7 protein-coding genes are annotated in these 19,006 nt (G+C 50.0%); 5 read left to right on the plus strand and 2 right to left on the minus strand.

The annotated features are described in order from the left end of the window. The 4 genes from IKG78_RS06220 to IKG78_RS06235 form a co-directional block, all read left to right on the plus strand. Window positions 1–1,915 (plus strand): AIPR family protein (locus IKG78_RS06220; protein ID WP_290941029.1); only part of this gene is annotated, 1,915 nt, incomplete at its 5' end. A 119-nt stretch (window positions 1,916–2,034) separates the two neighbouring features. Then, entirely contained in the window at window positions 2,035–9,384 is a 7,350-nt protein-coding gene (gene sprA, locus IKG78_RS06225; protein WP_290941033.1) for a cell surface protein SprA, read from the plus strand. Window positions 9,385–9,626: 242 nt separating this feature from the next. Beyond that, window positions 9,627–10,694 (plus strand): tRNA 2-thiouridine(34) synthase MnmA, encoded by a 1,068-nt coding sequence (gene mnmA, locus IKG78_RS06230; protein ID WP_290941036.1) that lies wholly within the window; start codon window positions 9,627–9,629, stop codon window positions 10,692–10,694. A gap of 191 nt (window positions 10,695–10,885) precedes the next feature. Beyond that, window positions 10,886–12,538 (plus strand): sialate O-acetylesterase, encoded by a 1,653-nt coding sequence (locus tag IKG78_RS06235; RefSeq protein ID WP_290941039.1) that lies wholly within the window; start codon window positions 10,886–10,888, stop codon window positions 12,536–12,538. A 370-nt stretch (window positions 12,539–12,908) separates the two neighbouring features. On the opposite strand, the gene IKG78_RS06240 is transcribed toward IKG78_RS06235, so the two are convergent. Then, window positions 12,909–14,387 carry a PHB depolymerase family esterase gene (locus IKG78_RS06240; protein ID WP_290941042.1) on the minus strand — a complete coding sequence of 493 codons (1,479 nt, stop codon included), beginning with the start codon at window positions 14,385–14,387 and terminating at the stop codon, window positions 12,909–12,911. A 416-nt stretch (window positions 14,388–14,803) separates the two neighbouring features. After that, window positions 14,804–16,318: a PHB depolymerase family esterase gene (locus IKG78_RS06245; RefSeq protein WP_290941044.1), complete on the minus strand. Its 1,515-nt coding sequence runs from the start codon at window positions 16,316–16,318 to the stop codon at window positions 14,804–14,806. Window positions 16,319–16,620: 302 nt separating this feature from the next. Between IKG78_RS06245 and IKG78_RS06250 the strand changes: the two genes are divergently transcribed. Then, the gene (locus IKG78_RS06250) at window positions 16,621–18,918 is read left to right on the plus strand and encodes a family 43 glycosylhydrolase (protein ID WP_290941047.1); all 2,298 of its coding nucleotides are present in this window, start codon (window positions 16,621–16,623) and stop codon (window positions 18,916–18,918) included. The last annotated feature ends 88 nt before the right edge of the window (window positions 18,919–19,006 follow it).

The following is a 19,006-nucleotide window of genomic DNA, read 5'->3' on the forward strand; positions in this document are numbered from 1 at the left end:
CAGTGTAATTATTGAGGAAAAAATGGAACTAACAAAATCGCAGGAACGCCGCTTAGCATTTGTCGCTAGCCTCTTGAGCTTGAACCCTAACGACCCGAACGATAGAATCAAGGCACTCCGGCATCTGAACCTAGATGAAAATGGATGCTTCCACGGCTTCCAGTATTCACAGGGCTTTATGGAATTCTTCATCTTCTTGGATGAAGATACTCCGCTCGAAAAGGTTGTCGCGCACTTGAACGCCGACTTGAAGCAGCTCCAGATAGCCGTGTTCCGCACCAGCGATCCGACGAACCCGTTCTTCCTCTCGCTGCGTGAAGAAGCTGATCCGTGGGCGGTCAATAAGATTACTGACGAAGAAACCGAAGAGGACGAGAATACTCCTGCAAGTCGTCCGTACATGGAAACTTTGGAAATCACGGTGCTTCGTACCCGCGCAAGCCGCGACATTACGGACTCCGAACTTGAACGCACCCTCAAGGACATGCGCAGAAAGCTCTTGCTCTGGAAGACCGACGTCAAGGCGAAGCTCGAAATCATTGCTGAACACGACGACCTCACTCGCGACTTCCGCAGTGCAGACGACAAGCTTGAAATCGAGATGGACTCCGAACCGCTCCACCTCACTAGCGATCACGGCGAGCTTTTCCTCGGCTTCTGCCCGATCCGCACGATTTTTGACTACCATGTTGCTCTCGGTAAGCGCCTCAAGACCAAGCACAACATGGCGATTGTAAGCTCTAACATTCGTACTTACTTGGGCAATCTCACTCATACGAATGCCGCTCTTATCGATGCTTTCCAGACGATGGAACGCAACGACGACAAGAACGTGAACGTCGATGACTTCCCGTTCCTCCACAACGGTATGACGCTCACGGGCGACGATCTTCGACTCAAGGACCGCGATGGCAAGAAGGTGCTCTTCATCGAACGCCCGAAGATCATCAACGGTGCCCAGTCTCTCTTCACGTATGAACAGTACGCCAAGAAGAGCAAGAAGCCTGTGAATCCGCAGGTGCTGGTGAAGGTCGTGGTGCCGTACCAGGGTGCTGACAACTTCCTCAACCAGGTGACGATGGCGAACAACCGCCAGAACCCGGTGTTCAGCTACCATCTGCGTGCGGCGGACGACCTGCAGTTCTTCATTTGGCAGCGCTACCAGGAAGAAGGCTTTACCTACGTCTATAAGGACGGTGTGCGCCTCAAGGCCCGTACGCGCAAGCTCGAAGTGCGTATGCGTCCGGAACTTGCAAAGACCTTGTTCATGATGGACGGCAAGCTCAGCGAATGCCGCTCCAGTGACTGCATCTTCGACAAGGAAACGCTCTACCAGCGTTGCTTCGGTGCGTTTGTCCGCGTTGCTCCCGAAAAGGAAAAAGAATTCGTCCGCAAGACTATCGCTTTCACGAAGGCATGGCAGCTCCTCAGCCGTTTGCCGATTAAGATCCGCAAGGTCACTCCGGGCAAGGGCGTGTCCATCGAAGCGAACGACGATAACCCGTTGACCCGCATCACGTGGAACGGTCGCCTTGAAGATAAATTCATCTTCCGCAGTGCCGTGAAGGACTTGGTGGTTGCTCTCGCGCTCCGCCACTGGCTCATCTACGGCAACCCGATCCAGGACTTTGAATGGCTCGTCGAAAACGAACTCAACTTCAACGATTCCATCCTCAAGTACGCCTCCCGCATTTACACGGACGACTTGAAGAACATCTTGATTTCTGAATTCAAGGATAACTCCAACTACTACGACACCATCACGACGATCGACAAGGATTCTGGTGAATCTGTGGAACGCCGCTTGTGGAAGGGCTTCAGCAACACCGCTACTTATGACAAGATGATGGACCTTCTGTGCAAGAAGAATCCGGCTTGGGAAAAGTGCCGCGGCGGTATCGAAGTATTCCTCTAATTTATCCTTTAAAGGTCTAGAAACTGATTTAGAAGCGCACTCGTGAAAACGGGTGTGTTTCTTTTTTTCTATGTTATCAGTGCTAATTTTCAATGTCATGTTTTTGTATTTTGTGACCGTTGCGTTTTAGAAAGTTTTTTAAATCCGCCCTTTGGGGTTTTGCTGCTTGCAGCTTTGTCGCTGTGGGTTCCGTCTGGTCTCAAGACGGGACGCTTAGCTCGTATGAATCTCTTTTTGACGATGAACTGTTTCAGGATGTTCCGCCGGTAAGTTCCGCTTCGACGGCTGTTTCGTCTGCGGCTACGGCTCCGCCTGTGTCTTCTGCAGCACCGCCTTCTTCGGCGGCAAAATCGTCGGCTTCTGCTCCTGTGAAGTTGTCGTCGGCTGTTGATGTTCCGCGCTCATCGGCGGCTCCGGTTACATCGTCTGTGACCGTGCTGTCTTCGTCTTCTGCGAAAACTGCGCCTGCGAGTTCGTCTGCAGTTGTGCAGTCTTCGGCAAAAGTCGCGGTATCGTCTGCTTCCGCTCCGGTGGCTGTTCCGCTTTCGTCGTCTGAACCGTCTGTGGCGGTTTCGTCTGCATCCTTGCCTGCGTCTTCAGCGAATGTCGTTGCTTTGTCGTCGGCTCGTTCGTCGTCATCGGAGACGGTAATGTCGTCGGAACGTTCTTCTGTGACGGTTGTTGCTGCGACAGATGCGCCTCACGATGTTTCCGAAGTCCGTTCGGACGAATGGACTCCGTCTATCAAGTACTTCCCTGTGCCGAAATCAACGTCCCCGCTAGACGGGCTTTTGCCGCTGGGTGGCATTGGCATGCGTCCGGGACTCATGAATACGTCCAAGGGGCAGCTCTTTACTCATGATATTGATGTGGCAACCCGTGAAATTGACGTGTCCGAAAAACGCGTGAATTCGACGACCCGTACCGATACGACCGTCCTTTGGACATCGCATTATCCGGAACTTGCGGATTACGTTTCGGACATGTACGATGTGGGCCGCAAGCGTCTTTGGCTCAATGGCCTTATAGGGCAGAATGATGGCGGCTACGAAGCTCCTGAAACGGGTTCGGTATTCGATATTACGATTCCCGTGAATATGCCTGCGTGGATGAAGGACTTTGGTTTCAACAAGCCGAAGCTCATGCTGAAGGGTACGATGGATGTCCGCTTCAAGGGCTACGGTGAAAAGGACGATGCCGAGGGCAGCACCAAGACGAGTCTCTGGCCTTCTCCGTCATTGGACTACAACCCGAGCTTCATGGTCGAAGGTAAGATCGGTCCGTACATCACGGTCGAAATCAAGAACGTCGATGAAGGCCTCGGTTCGCAGAACGAAATCCGCGTTGTTTATGAGGAATCGTTCAAGGGCGAATTCGAAGATTACATTTTGCAGAGAGTCGAAGCGGGTACGACGAATTTGTCGCTTGCCGGTACGGAGTTCACTGGTTATTCCGAAAACCACCAAGGACTTTTTGGTATCAAGGCAGACTGGAAACTGGGCGACTGGAAACTTACGACGATTGCATCGCAGGATGGTGGCGAACAGGAAGAGTATTCCATCAAGGCGAACGAATCTACGACGGAATTCCAAGTGACGGACAAGCAGTTCTTGGCGTACCGCTATTACTTCTTGAACCACGAGGCGAGGAACGCCTACATCAATGCCGGTATTGCAGGCCGTTCGACATCGAATTACAAAGCTCCGCTTCTGAAGTTGTACAGAAGAAGTTCGATGAACACTTCCGCCGATGTCATTGATAAAGTCACGGTCGTTTATAAGACTCCGCAGGGCAAGGAAATCCGTAAGACTGTCGATCGCATGGTGGAAATACCATCGGATGACTACAAGTATGATGAAAGAACGGGTATCATTAAAATAAACGGTATTACTCGCAGTTCGCTTATTGCCGCTAGTTGGAGTGGTGATGGTACCAACCGCCAAAAAACGACTTTGCGCGATGGGGACGAAGCCGTCCTTATCCAATGGGACGCGACGCTTTCGGAACTGACGGACATTGATAAGCTAATGCTCCGTAATGTGTATTCCATTGGCATTTCGGATGCGAGTGCAAACAACTTTGTGCTCCGCATGAAGAACAAGTCCGGCATTTCGGGCAGTTATCTGAAAACGCTTGGCCTTGCGGATACGACGACCGGAACTCCGTTAGTAAGTGATGCAACCATCTTTACGAAGGATGCTTCGGGTAACTACACCGGTGAAATGTGGTTGCCTTGTAAGCCACTTTCACAGTATTCCGGATCGAATGCAACTGAACGTGCTCGTGCCAACTGCTTGGAGCCGTTGCGCAATTTGGATTCCAGTGCAGCGATGGCGCAACTTTATACGTTGCCTGTCTATAATTTGAACCGTTTTACGAGTTTGTACTACTTTGAATCCGTGGGCAAGCGTCGTAATTCTATGATTAGCGTACGCGATCCGAATTCGAGTTATTCCGTCAATAGCGGTAGCTGTATGGATATTTCTCCGGGTTCCGAAAAGGTGACCGCCGGTTCTACGACGCTTATCCGTGGTACGGACTACGAAGTCAACTACGAACTCGGACAAATTGAACTCTTGAGCGAACGTGCCTTGGACCCGAACAAAGAAATCAAGGTCAAGTTCGAATGCGAACCGATGTTCGAAGTGGATAACAAACTGCTTTTGGGCGCACGTGCTGAATTGCCTCTTGATTTGTACGGCTTTGGTGCCGGCTCTGTGTTCGGCATTACCGCTCTCTATAGGAGCCAGAGTACGACCGCAGAAGTTCCGACGCTTGGCAACGAACCGTATTCCAGCTTCCTCTGGGGCTTTAACGTCCGCTTGCAAGATACCGTAAAAGCCCTTACGGACTTGGTGAATGCGATTCCTGGCATCAACACAACGGCTTCGTCGAGTTGGCGAGTCGAAGCTGAATTTGCCGGTAGCCGCCACAATGCGAACACAAGCAAGAACAAGACCGCCCTTGTCGAAGATTTCGAATCGACGGCGACAGGCCTTGTGTATCCTTTGTCTAGACAGTCCTGGTATCAGGCTTCTCCGCCGGGCGGTGTAAATTCCGGTAATAACGCGGACGAGCTTTTGACTTATATCGAAAATCAAGATTACAAGCATCAAGGTGAATTTATTTGGCATAGCAACAATACGGAACTGTACAAGTACATTTATGATAACGTAGGCAATTCCGATGTCGATAACCAGCACTTGACTGTGCTCAAGATGACGCTTCGTCCCAACGATAATTTGATGGGTAATTCTTGGGGTGGTATTATGCGTCCGAACAGCTCGTATTATCAGGATATGAGCGAGATGAAGTATGTCGAAGTGGTCGCTCGTGGTAATTCCGGTTCCATCTTCATAGACTTGGGCCTTATCAGTGAAGACCTCTCGATTAGCGGTGAAGCTCCTAATGGCGAATACAATGGTGAAAATGACATCGGCATGACGACGGCAAGGCATGACCGTGGTCTCGACAATAGAGAGGGAACTGAAGAATACAGGATTGAATGGGATTGCCGCGTTCCGGGATGCCAGTCGAAGGTTATTAACGCAACGTCTGTCGATGCAGCGACGAATGATATCGCCCGAGACAACTTTAAGGACTTGGACGAAGAAACGGACCCGCCTGTAAACATTAACGGAACTGAGGGCAACTTGGGTGAACGCGCCTACGATACTGAAGATATCAATAGGAACGGTTCTCTCGATACGGACATTAGCTTTGTACGTTACCGAATCAATCTTTCGGACACTGACGAGGCGAACTTCGAAAAGCTCAAGAACGGTTGGCGCAGGTGGCGAATTCCGCTGAACCAGTACGATACGATTGTTTCTCCGACGGGAAGCAGCTATAGGGATATTTTGACGGAATCCCAGTTTACCCGTGTTTGGCTTGGCCGTTTAGGACCGGGCGTTTCCGAAGCGAAGGTGCAGATTGTAAGTCTTGCAGTGTTGGGCAACGCTTGGGAAGAAACGACGGTCGCCGACCTTTATCGCACGACCTCTAATGAAAATTCCCAGATCGTCGAAGTGAACGGTGTTGAAAATCGCATTACGGAATCCGTTGATTCCCGCGATACGACATACATCAAGGTTTCTACAATCAACAATCGCGAAAATGCAAATTCGTATTTCAAGTCTCCGAATACAATTACGGAACGCGATGCGGATTCGAACGCCCCGCTCAAGGAAACGGCTCTTGTTCTGGACTACCACAACATGAGCCCTGGTCAAGAAGTGGGTGTGACACGCTTGTTTGAAACGGATACGAAGAACTTCTCGTCTTACAAGTCCTTGAAAATGGAAATCCATTACGAAAACAAGGCGAGGACAGCGAAAGAGAAAACGAATGTGCCCGTGCGTTTTGCATTGCAGTTCGGTGAAGGTTCCATTGACGGTTCCAACGATTACTATGAATGGAGCTTCCGTCCGGTGAATTTGGACATGTCGTCTTGCAGTCCGGACCGCAGGCGCGATTGCCACGAACAGAACTGGCTCGATAACGCCTTTGCGATGGACATTGTCGATTTCTCGGACTTGAAGCGTGGCCGTCATCCGCCTTATTTGGAACCTGTCGTGAAAAAATTGGATGGAAATCGCGAAGAGCAGTTACGCTTGGTGGGTAATCCGTCCATTACGAAAGTCGATTGGATTCGCTTTGTTATTATCGCGGATTCTTCTGCATCGCCAGATGATCTTAAAGGTACGTTCTGGATCAATGACTTGCGTCTTTCCGAAATGGATACGGAATGGGGTTATGCCGCCCGTGTGAATGGTCAAGTGAATTTTGCGGACTTCATATCGCTTTCGGGCGCAGTTCGTTATCAGGACGGTGATTTTGCGACGCTATCCAATTCGGGACGTTCCCCGAAGCCGGATCCGGCGCAGGCCGCCTCGCAGCTTGATATCTCTGCTGACATTTCCATTGCGCTCAACAAGTTCTTGAACGATTCGCTTGGCTATCACATTCCGATGTCGTTCGGTTATCACAGTTCTACGAAACGCCCCTACATGAAGCCCACGGACGACATGATTCTCAGAAAGAGCAGTTTTGCTGATTTGACGGGAGACATGTTCCAAGGTAATCTTGCCGTAGAGTCTGATGGTGAAGAAAACAAGTTGAGGGATAATGCCGAATCGAAGGGTTATGAATCTTATGAGCAGGACTTGAGCTTTAGCATCAGCTACCACAAGGATTATAAGGCGAGCGAGACAAAGTGGGGCGAATTCCTTTCGCAAGCGTTCTTGGAACGCCCGGCTTTGAGCTATTCTTACCACCAGTCCGAAGGTCGTTCTACTACATCGGCGGATTCTACGTATTCCTACCATACCATGCTTGAATATAAGTTGGGGACGTTCAGCATGTTCAAGTTCAAACCGTTCGAAGGTCTTAGCAAGTATTCTTGGCTCAAAGATCTTTCGAAGACAGAATTTGAACCGTGGCCGCAGACGTTCGATTTGACTCTGTTTGACTTTAATTACGTGCGTTATGTGAACCAGGCACGCGATCCTGATTTCGTGGAACCGCAAGTCGATAAGGTGGTGACTTATACCGCAGAACTCAATCACAAGTTGAACATGCGCTGGAACCTTTTGTCGTTCCTGACTTTGAATTATTCCGTGAATATCAAGCGTGACATGTTCGGCGGTGGCGACCGCGAAGGCTTTACCAAGGAAAACTTCTTTACGTTTGATAAGGGAGGTCTCTTTGCTAGCGGTTACATCTTTGACCACGACCATTACGATAGGAAGGTCTATGTGTCGCGTGACAGTCTCGTGATTATCCCGATTGATACGCTTGCGAAGACCGATGCTAACGGAAAGCAGTTGCCAATTGATATGCAGAATCCGGATTCTTATGAAATCCGTTATGATACGACTGCGTTCTATAAGGTGGATAGCGTCGGGCATCGTCAATATGGCCGTGCTTATGGTATTCTCCGTAACGAACGCTCCAGAAATCAGCAGTTCAGGATTAATTTCAATCCCAAGTTGATTCCGTTCATCCCGTTCAATATGCAGTTCTCGTCTGACTTTAACCAGCAGAAGAGCATTCCGGATGATTTCAGTTTCTATGACCAGTCCAATATTGCAAAGAATTACTGGACGATATCGCAGACGAACCGTTTCGAATTTACGCCGACTTTCAAGATTGTCGAACTGGCAAGTTTGTTTGGTAAGGACAATCCGGTTGCTGGTTTCTTGGAAAAATTGAAATGGCGTGAAATCAAGTTCAACTGGAACGCCAGTACGAACACCGTCGGTGAAAACTTTACTTTGGCCCAGCTTTACGAAGAACAGAAAGTGACTCCGTTCCAGTACTACCTCTACGGATTGGGTCTTGGAGATGGTCGCGGTTTCCGTGGACTTTGGAACATCATGACGGGCAATATGGGACTTACTGATCGCGATGATTTTACCGGCTTTGCCCAGTACAGGAACAAGCATGTGGATACGCTTGTGTATCAAGGTTCCTTCCGCAATGCTGTGTCGCGTTCGTTGCAGGTTTCTACGGGATTTACCTTGCCTATTTGGGATATCTCTGTTTCGGCGGATTTCCAGTGGAAAGAGGATTTCTCGCAGTCTCGTGAGTATCCGCTGTTCATCGACACGACGACTCTCCTTCCGAAACTTGGCATTGGAATTTCTATCCCGAACATCTCGCAGAAAGTGCCGTTCCTCAATAGTTTCCGCAGCGTAAGCCTGAGCCATCGCTTCGACTATAGCCGCACGGTGACGAGGCGTCCGTTCCAGAGTGCCGAAGATTCTTGGGCGAATGTCTGGAACTTCAATCCCTTGATTCGCGTTTCTGTCCTTACGCAGAATAACTTGCGCATCGAAAACAGCGTCCGCATGAAGATTGAATCGACGGACCGTACCCCGAAGGATGAAGTGATTTCGGATCCTTGCTGGCCGAATAAGACGGAAGGCAATTGCACCGATACGACGAGCTACTTCCTTGAAACACCGTGGATTCCGACTGCGCTTTACAACGATTTCGCCATTAATGTGGGTGATGACTTTACGATTACGTATCCGCTCAAGCTTAATAAGGGCTTCCAGCTTTGGAAATGGTACTTTAAGCTCAAGAACGATATTGACTTGAAGCTTACCGCTGGTTACGATTACAAGAAGACGATTCGCAAGGAATACACTCATGGTGATGACTATGATATGAGAAATCCGGAATCTGGTACGGATGGCATCTATAAGCAGTGGTCTTACGATTCTGGAATTCCTGAAAATGAAAGGACGATTTACAAGCCGAAGCTGTCAATGACGTACCGCTCGGTTCCGTCGAGAACGCATGAATGGTTTATCCGTCCGAGCGCATCTTACCAGTTCAACAAGATGGCTTCGCTGAGTTCTTACATCGAGTACAGGCGCATTCACGAAAAGCTGGATGACGAAACGGCTCACGTGCGTCAAATCTTGCAGTTCGAACTCGCTTTGATGCTGAGATTTGATTAACGAAGTGGTTGGTAAACAGTGGTTAGTAAACAGGTTTGTAATAAAGAACGTTTAATTTCGAGTGTCATCCTGGAAGCCTGTCATTCTGGAGGCACGGAGTGCCGATAGAAACCATTATTTCTGCGATAGGATCCATGAGTCTATTAATTTCAAATTTTTAAAACGTATAACCTGATTCTAAATTACTAATTGCCATGGACTCCGTTCCGGGATCTGCTTTAAAAATTTGCTGAGGTTGATTAATGGGTAAGCTGAAAGTCGTAGTCGGCATGAGCGGTGGCGTGGATTCGTCCGTGGCCGCATTGCTTTTGCAACAGCAGGGCTACGAAGTCGTGGGCGTGACGCTTCGCGTTTTACCCGATGTCGGCGGAACTTTTGACCCTGAAAACGACACGAGCGTCGTACGGGCGCGGGCAATTGCCGAAAAGCTTGGCATCGAGCATCATGTGGCGAATTGTGCGGACGCTTTTACGGGCGAGGTCCTTAAACGTTGCCATGCGGATTTTGCTCATGCTCGGACGCCGAACCCTTGCTGTTACTGCAATCGCTTTATCAAGTTCGGCTGGATGATGGATTATGCGAAGTCGCTTGGGGCTGACTTTTTAGCGACGGGGCATTATGTGCGTATTGAAGATGTTGATGGAACGCGTAGGCTTTTGCGTGGTCGAGACCCCGGCAAGGATCAGAGCTATTTTTTATTTTGGGTTCCCGATGAACGCCGCAATCACGTGCTTACGCCGCTCGGAACGTACGTGAAAAGCGAAGTCCGCGAAATTGCGGAACAGAACGGCTTTGTGAATGCCAAAGCAGGCGACAGTCAGGACATTTGCTTTGACATTTACGGTTCGCAATACACTGAATTTTTGAAGGACCGCTTTGGCGAGATGACTCGTGCGGGCCGCTTTGTCGATGAAAACGGCAAGGTGTGGAATACGCACGACGGCTTCCATAAATATACGGTCGGGCAGCGCAAAGGCCTCGGTGTTGCGATTGGCGTGCCTGCATTCGTGAAGCACGTCGATCCGGAAACGGGCGATATTCTCGTGACTGGCGACAAGTCGTCGGTTTGCTTTGACCGTGTTGAAATGGTGAATTGCGAATGGCACGGTAGGCCGCATGCAATTGGTGATACGTTCCTCGCCGAGGGGATGGTGCGTTACCGCCAGCGTCCGGTCGCTTGCAATGTGACGATTGTCGATGAAAATAAAGCTGTCGCCATTTTTGATGAACCGCTCTTTGCCGTGACTCCCGGACAGTGTGCCGTCTTTTACGATGGAGACATAGTTCTTGGTGGCGGACAGATTGTGTAATTGAAGTATGGGGGTATAGGACGGTGCGTTGCAGCCCTCCTCGCAGATACGGAACCCCCTCACGTTCCTACCACCTAACTCCTAATTCTCATTGACAAAACATCCATAATATATGGACCCGATTGCGGTTCAGTTGGCTTTGTTTGAGGATAATTTTAAATAGGTGAAATTTTGGATGAAGGGATAACACTATGAGCGTGGAAATTCTTAAAAAATTTGTGGCGGTCGCAGGCGCTGCGGCTGGCCTTTCTCTGTTTGCGGTTTCGGGTGCTGTTGCGGCTCCGAACCCGAACTTCCATATTTATATTGCTTACGGACAGTCCAACATGGCGGGTAACGGCGATATCGTTCCTGCCGAAGACCAGGCGACTGAACCCAAGAACTTCATTATGCTTGCGTCGCACACGGCAAATGCAAGCCAGCGTAGTGGCAAGACGACGCAGTCCATCAAGGCTGGTGAATGGGCGGCTGCAATTCCGCCGATGTTCCATGCGTTCGAGAATCTTTCTCCGGCGGACTATTTTGGCCGTGCGATGGTGGATTCCCTGCCGGGCGTGACCGTGGGCATTATTCCGGTTGCTATCGGTGCGGTGAGCATCAGGGCTTTTGACAAGGACCAGTACGAGGCGTACTTCAGGGGTGATGGCAAGGACATCATGTCCTGGGGTTGGCCAAAGGACTACGACAACAACCCTCCGGGACGTATTCTGGAACTCGCCAAGAAGGCAAAGGAAGTGGGCGTTATCAAGGGTTTCATCTTCCATCAGGGTGAAAGTGACGGTACCGACGACAACTGGCGTAAAACGGTCTATAAGACTTACAAGGACGTGATTGACGCTCTTGGCTTGGACGAAAACGAAGTTCCGTTCGTGGCGGGCGAATTGCTCCAGGAAGGCAACAACTGCTGCGGAAGCAAAAATGGCGGCATCGCGCAGCTCAAGAATAACTTCAAAAAGTTTGGCTTGGCCTCTTCCAAGGGCTTGCAGGGCAATGGCAAGGACCCTTACCACTTTGGCCGTGCAGGCGTGATTGAATTGGGCCGCCGCTACTGCTCCGAAATGCTCAAGCTCATCGACAAGACGATCGACCCGAACGCACCGGCGGTGAATCTGGTGGATCCGAGCAAATCGACCGTTCCTGATGAACCGCCTGAGGAATACGGCCCTTATACCGAAGTGATTGCAATTCCTGGCAAGGTTCAGGCTGAAAACTACAACAAGGGCGGTGCTGAAGTCGCCTATCATGACGAAAGCAAGGGCAACGAAGGTGGCAAGCTCCGCAAGGACGACGTGGATATTTACCAGCCGAACATGGGGATTACTGTGGGGCACAACCAAAAGGGTGAATGGCTCAAGTATTCCGTGAAGGTCGAAGCCGACGGCGATTACGAAATTTCTGCCCTTGTTGCAGGTGAAAATGGAACCGGCAGCTTTGTACTTTATATAGATAGTGTAAAAATTGGTACAGAAATCGTGAATGACGGCAAGGGTTTTGAAACGTTCTCTGAAGTGAGCGGTGGCAAGGTGACCTTGAAAAAAGGCGAACACGAATTGAAACTTGAAATCACAAACGACTGGATTGATATCGACTATGTTGAATTCAAGGCTGTCAAGGAATCCGATGCTATTGCGAATGTCCGCTATAACATGACTGAAGCCGAAAGTAGCTTTAGCGTGTATGACATGCACGGCAAAAAGCTGGGCTCGTTTACCGCCAAGGGAATGGCCGACGCGATGAATTGCGTGAAGGCCGATGCAAAGCTCCGCAACCAAGCTCAAGGCGTGTTCTTTGTCCGCAAGAATGGCCAAAACCTCATGACTAAGAAGGTGGTTGTTTATGAATAGTAAGGAACTTGCAATCGTAAAGCAGATAGCATTCTTTGCTATTGTAGCTGTAGTACTTGGATTTGTTTACGGCTGAGTTTATCAAAATTCGTATGACTCCTATAAAAGGCCTCGGCGAAAGCCGGGGCCTTTTGCGTGCGAGACTAAAGTAAAGTGGTTCTCTTCGCATTGTCCTCCCCGGCCTAAGGTCCCTGAGCCTGTCGAAGGGCCGGGGACCTCCTTACACGATACTCCTCGCAGATACGGAACACCCTTGCGTTTTCTAACCACTAATCACTAACCTCTAATCACTAATCACTTTTACAAACAAAAATCCCCCGACCTTGTTGATCGGGGAAATGTCGCAAATGACTTTAATTGTTTTCTGCAATTACGGGAGGCTGAACTGCTTCACGAAGTTCCATGCCTTTTGCGGGTCACCTTCGTTATGGTCGGTGTTCAGAATGCAAAGACCGACTATTGCACCGCCTTCGCAGTTTTCGTAATATCTGCAACCGTCTTTTTCAACGTAGTTTCCAGAGCAATGGTCAAGTTCTGCCCATTTTGCGAAGGTGGGTTCTGCTCCCAAGAACGTTATAGGCATTGTTTCGATAATCTGGGAGAGACCGCCGCCGTAAGAAACGACACCGTCGTTTGTGCTGCGGAAGTTGAGAATCGGGAACGGACGTGCCGGATTGCATTTGCCTGCATCGACAATTTCCTTGGTGAGGTCGAATGCAGAAGGAGCGGCTGCCGCGATGACATCGGCGAGGACGCAACCGGCATAGTTGGACATGCCGCCGCCCATCGACCAGCCTGCAGCGTAGATGCGCTTCGGATCGACGCAAGCCTTTTCGGTGAGTTCCTTGATGAAATTGCGGGTGAACTGAACGTCGTCAGCGGTGGTGCAGCACGGACCTACGTTCCATGCCTGTCCCATGCCCGGGCTTTCGATGCCGTCCGGGAAAATATTGATGGCTCCATCGGCAAGGGCGACCTTTGCAATCTTGGATTCATTTGCCCAGTCAGAGGCGCTGCCAAAGATTTGGTGGTAGTTGATGAGCATTGGAACGGGCTTGTCGCCAGCAAAGTTCGATGGGAACTTTACGATGACTTTGCGGCCATCGACCATGATTTCCGTATCGCCCTTGATGGCCTTGGCGGCGCAGTCGATGACGCTGCTCGAAGAAACTGTTTCGCTGCTGGATTCCGGTTCAGGAGCTGCAGATGAACTGGAGGGGGCTTCAATGGCGCTGGACAATGCTGTGGTGCTAGATGAAACAGGATCGTTTACACCAGGGGTCATTTTGATAAGGATAACTTCCTTTTCGGCCTTCATGGTGTAAGTGGTGTCCCTGAAGCCATCTTTCGAGAAGTTGAAGATCGGCAGCGGGTCGCCTTCCTTAAGGAGCGTTACCGTGTCTCCGAGCTTATAGGTGTCGTGGTGTCCGTCGGCATTGATGCGGAGATATTTGGCTCCCTTGATGGAACTCTTGTTCAGATCGAAACTTGCGGAACGGCGCATGTTGTGCATGGTCTTGGAGTAGGCGACCTTGCCGAGAGCATCCATGACAGACACGGTAATCGTGTTTGCATTCATTCCAGAAATGCTGATGACATTGTTGTAGAATTGGATATTCGCTCTTGTCGTGCGCTTATTGTGTATGGCGTCGGTTTCATCGGTGATGCTGAATGAACCACCATCGTTAGTGGCTACATTGACACTCGGATAGTTCGGGGATGTAATTTTTACGCCAGCAATTGGCTGTCCCACGTCTGAGACAACGATACCATCGATGGTCCATGCAAATGACAGAGAGCTAAGTGCTGCAATTGCTCCTGCAAAAACCATGAATTTGGACATGGTCATAGCGACTCCTTTTTTTTATTCCATCTTAATTCCACCTAAAAAATAAAGATGGATAACGCGTTTCTGATATAAAATACAATTTTTACAGAAATATAAAAGGTTAAAAAGTTTCGTAAATTGATTTTTAACATAGAATCAGCCAACTTCCAACTTGTCCTTTCGCTTCGCTCAAGTACCAAATGCTGGTTTCGGTCATGTCCAAGCAAGGTTGACGCTTCGCGTCCGTGGCTGCATTTATCAAATATAAGTCCATAAATGGCTTATGCTTGAGTAAATTTGCACACTCTTGGCCGCGACGCTCAACCTACGCATTTGTCCTACTGTCTACTTCCTACTAACCACCATTGACCAAAAAATAAATCGCCCCAGGATGCCTAGAGCGATTTTTGGTGTAGTGTATAGAATTATGAATGAAATTACTTCACGAAGCTAGCCGGGAGCGTGAACTGTTTGAGGAACGGCCAGCCGATGTTGCCGTCGCCCTGTTCGTGGCCACCACCCTGCTTGGTGCAGAGCACGACCTTTACGCCGTCCTTGCAGTTGGAGTATTCGTCGCAACCATCTTTGTTCTTGGACGGAGAGCCGGTGCAACCGTCTGCGTCTGCCCAGAACTTGAAGGTGCCTTCGGCGCCGAGGAAGTTCAAACCGTCGTTGAAGCCACTATCGCCACCACCGTAACGGCAGACGTTGTCTCCAGTACCGCGGAAGTTGATGACAGAAATCGGACGCGCTTTCGTGCACTTGGCGCTGTTGGTCTTGTTCAGGTCCATAGCTGCCGGAGCAACTGCGGCGAAGACATCGGACATCATGCAAGCCACGTGGTTACTCATACCGCCACCCATCGAGAAGCCAGCTGCGTAGATACGCTGCGGGTCGATGCAGGCTTTTTCTCTGACATACTTGATCATTTCGCGAGTGAACTCAAGGTCATCGTCGTTGGAACAGCATGGACCGACGTTCCAGCCCGGGCCCATCGTTTTGGTGGTGCCTTGTGGGTAGAGCGAGATGACGCCTTCTTTATCGGTGAGTGCTTTGTACTTCGTATCTCTCATCTGCCCTTCGCTGTTACCACCGATCGGGTGGTAGTCAATAAGCAGCGGGACGGGCTTGTCGCCCTTATAGGCGCTCGGCACATGCATGATGAACTTGCGGGGACCTGAACTGCCTTTGACGGTCAAGGTTACCGTCTCGTCTTTGCCGGACTGTGCAGTCTTGCCAGCGCAGTCAACGATGACTTGTTGTATTTCGGCAGAAGAAGATTCTGCTGTTTGTTCCGAAGAACTGGATTTTTCTTCGACCTTGGCAGAAGAACTTTCAGGTTTAGAATCCGAACTGGTCGGTTCGTTCGAGCCTCTTGTCATCTTGACTTGGACGTCGGTTTCGACTTCGGCCTTGGCCTGGTAAGTGGCGTTCTTGTAACCGTCCAATGAGAACTGCAAGAACGGCAGCGGGTCGCCTTCCTTCATGAGCGAAACCGTCTTGCCAAGCTGGTAGGTGGCACCTTTGCCGTCAACATTGATGCGGAGGAACTTGGCGCCCTTGGCGGTGCTCTTGTTCAGGTCAAAAGTCATGAACCCGTTGACGTAGTGCTGCGTCTGGGATGCGCAAACTTTGCCGAGTGCATCCATCACGGACACGGTGACGGTCTGGGCCTTGATGCCGGAAATGGTAATGATGTTGTTGCTGAAACCGATGGTAGCCTTGGCTGCCATTGCGGAGTGCAAACCGGCGCTCTCGTTAGAGATTGTAAATGTACCGTCTGCACCTGATGTGGATTCTACACCCGCATAGTTGAAAGATGTAATCTTGACACCGGAAAGTGCTCGGCCCGAACCTTCTGAGGTGATTGTGCCGCTTACGCTCCAGGCGAATGCCATAGAGCTAAGCGCTGCGATTGATCCTGCAAATGCCATGGATTTGAACATGGTCATAGCGACTCCTTTTTTTTGTTAAACGTTCCAAACATTTTGTTCACCCGGTCCAACCAAGCCCCATTTTTGCGCCAGACCTAACCAAAATATAGATGGATGAATCGTTGGTGTTGCGAAATGGTGTTGTGAAAAAAAATAAAGCGTTGAGAAAATTGAGAAAAACCTGCCTTGCATGTAAAATAAATTAAACCTGTTGACAAAAAATCCATAAAAAGGGGTCGATGCTTTGTAAATAGTTGCTGTAAACGGGGTAAATTATAATTGTAGAACTTATCCATTTTAGGTTGGAAAAAGGAGTGTCTATGGGATTGTTTAGTAAAGTGGCAAAATCCGCCGTTGTTGTTGCTGCGTTTGCCGCTGTAAATAGCGTTGCCGTGACGGTCAATAACCCGATTATGTATGTCGATAGTCCGGACCCGTCAATTGTCCGTGTCGATGATGCTTATTACATGGTGACGACTACGATGCATTTTGCACCGGGCGTGCCTGTTTTCAAGAGCACGGATTTGGCGCAGTGGCGTACGGTAGGGTATGCTTACCAGACTCTTTCGAACGGTAATAACATCAGCTTGAATGGCGGCCAGGACGCTTACGGCAAGGGCTCGTGGGCATCGAGCATCCGCTATCACAAGGGATTCTTCTATGTATTGACTCCGTCTTACACGACGAATAGAACGCATTTGTACAAAACCGCCGATGTCGAAAATGGCCCGTGGTCCGAAGTGCAGCTCCCGTTCTATCACGACCCGTCGCTGTTCTTTGACGATGATGGCACCGTATGGGTGTTCTACGGCAGCGGCGACCAGATTAGCTACGTACAGCTCAACGATGACGCTAGCGGCGTGAAGGCAGGCGGCAAGAGCGGTAAACTCGGCGGCGTGAGCGTGAACCAGGTGACTGGCACCAGCAATTACTATGTGCAGCAGGAAGGTTCGCACATGGAAAAAGTCAATGGCGAATACTACTTGTTCACGATTTCTTGGCCAGCGGGCAAGAGCCGTAGCGAAATTGTGTATCGTTCCAAGAACCTGCTCTCGGGATTTAGCGGAAGATATTTCTTGTCCGATAACGGTGTTGCGCAGGGTGGCATTTTCGATACGCCGGATGGCAAGTGGTATGCCCTCTTGTTCCGCGATTCCGGCCCGGTTGGACGTATGTCGCACTTGGTCCCGATGGAATGGAAGGACGGTTGGCCGGTTCCGACGAGTGGTTCCAAGGCTCCTGCGACGATTGACTTGCCGGAATCTCCGCTCCCGGGCTACGGCATGGTGACTTCTGACGATTTTGATTCCGACGTGCTTCCGCTCGAATGGCAATGGAACCACAACCCGGATAATAAGAACTGGTCCTTGACGGCAAATCCGGGATTCTTGCGCATTACCACGGGCCGTACCGATAGCCGCATTGTCAACGCGAAGAACACGCTCACGCAGCGTTCCTTTGGCCCCAAGAGCTCCGGCAGAACGCTTGTCGATGGCAAGGGCATGAAGGATGGCGACATGGCGGGCCTCGTTGCATTGCAAGATGACAAGGGCTTTGTCGCTCTCGCAAAAGACGGTGGCAGCTACAAGGTGGTGATGTACAGCGGAAACAAGGATCGCGAGAGTCTTGTCAAAAGCGAAAATCTTTCGGACTCCAAAGTTTATCTGCGAATCGATTTTGACCTGCCCATTGACCGCGGTACTGCATATTTCTACTACAGCACCGATGGCAACACTTGGAATAAGATTGGTAATGACGTAAAGCTTAATTACGACCTCCACATGTTCGTGGGTGTACGCTGGGGCCTCTTCAACTTTGCGACAAAGACTGCGGGCGGTTATGCAGACTTTGACTGGTTCAAGGTCGGTACCGACTACAAGGATGAAATTTATCTGGGCGGTACGCAGGACACGACTCCTCCGACTCCGTACAAAGACGTTGCCGCCAAGATTCCTGGCAAGGTCGAAGCGGAAAATTACGATGTGGGCAAGTCGAACCGTGCCTACTACGATTCCGATGGCGACAACCAGGGCAAGGCCTACCGCGAGGATCCAGTCGATATCGTACAGCTCGATTCTGCCGATAAGTCCAAGGGCTATGCAATTGGCTACACGGCTGAAGGCGAATGGTTACGTTATACGGTGAATGTCGCCGAAACGGGCTCTTACGAAGTGAAAGTGAACATGGCGACTCCTTCTGAAAAAGCGGGCGTGAAACTCTACATTGACGGCAAGGCGGTTACGGATGATATCATTGCTGAGCAGAACGGTGAAAATGACTGGTCCACTTATTCAGTAGTTTCGGCGAAGACTAAGGAAATCGAAAAAGGCGAACATGCCCTTAAAGTGGAAATCGTGGGCAACAACGTGAACGTCGATTGGCTGGAGTTCTGCAAGGATAAATGCGAAACGACTTCGTTGAAAGACTTGCGTTACGGCATGGACGCTTCAAAAACGTACGGAGTCTATAGCTTGAACGGTGTGTTCATCGGTCGCGTCGATGCATCGAACAACTTTGATGTGCGTGCAAAGGTGAATTCGCTTGTGAAGCAGAGCGGTGTCTATTTCGTGAAATCGCTTACCAACGGACACACCCACCGCGTCTCCGTGACAAAGTAATTTATTCATATCATTCCTCCTCATCTCGGCCCCCGTTATGGGGGCTTCTTTTGTTTTGGACAACTTCTTCCATTGTCAAAAATGCAAT

The sequence above is a fragment of the Fibrobacter sp. genome (assembly GCF_017545445.1).
In the GTDB taxonomy this organism is placed as follows: Bacteria; Fibrobacterota; Fibrobacteria; order Fibrobacterales; family Fibrobacteraceae; genus Fibrobacter.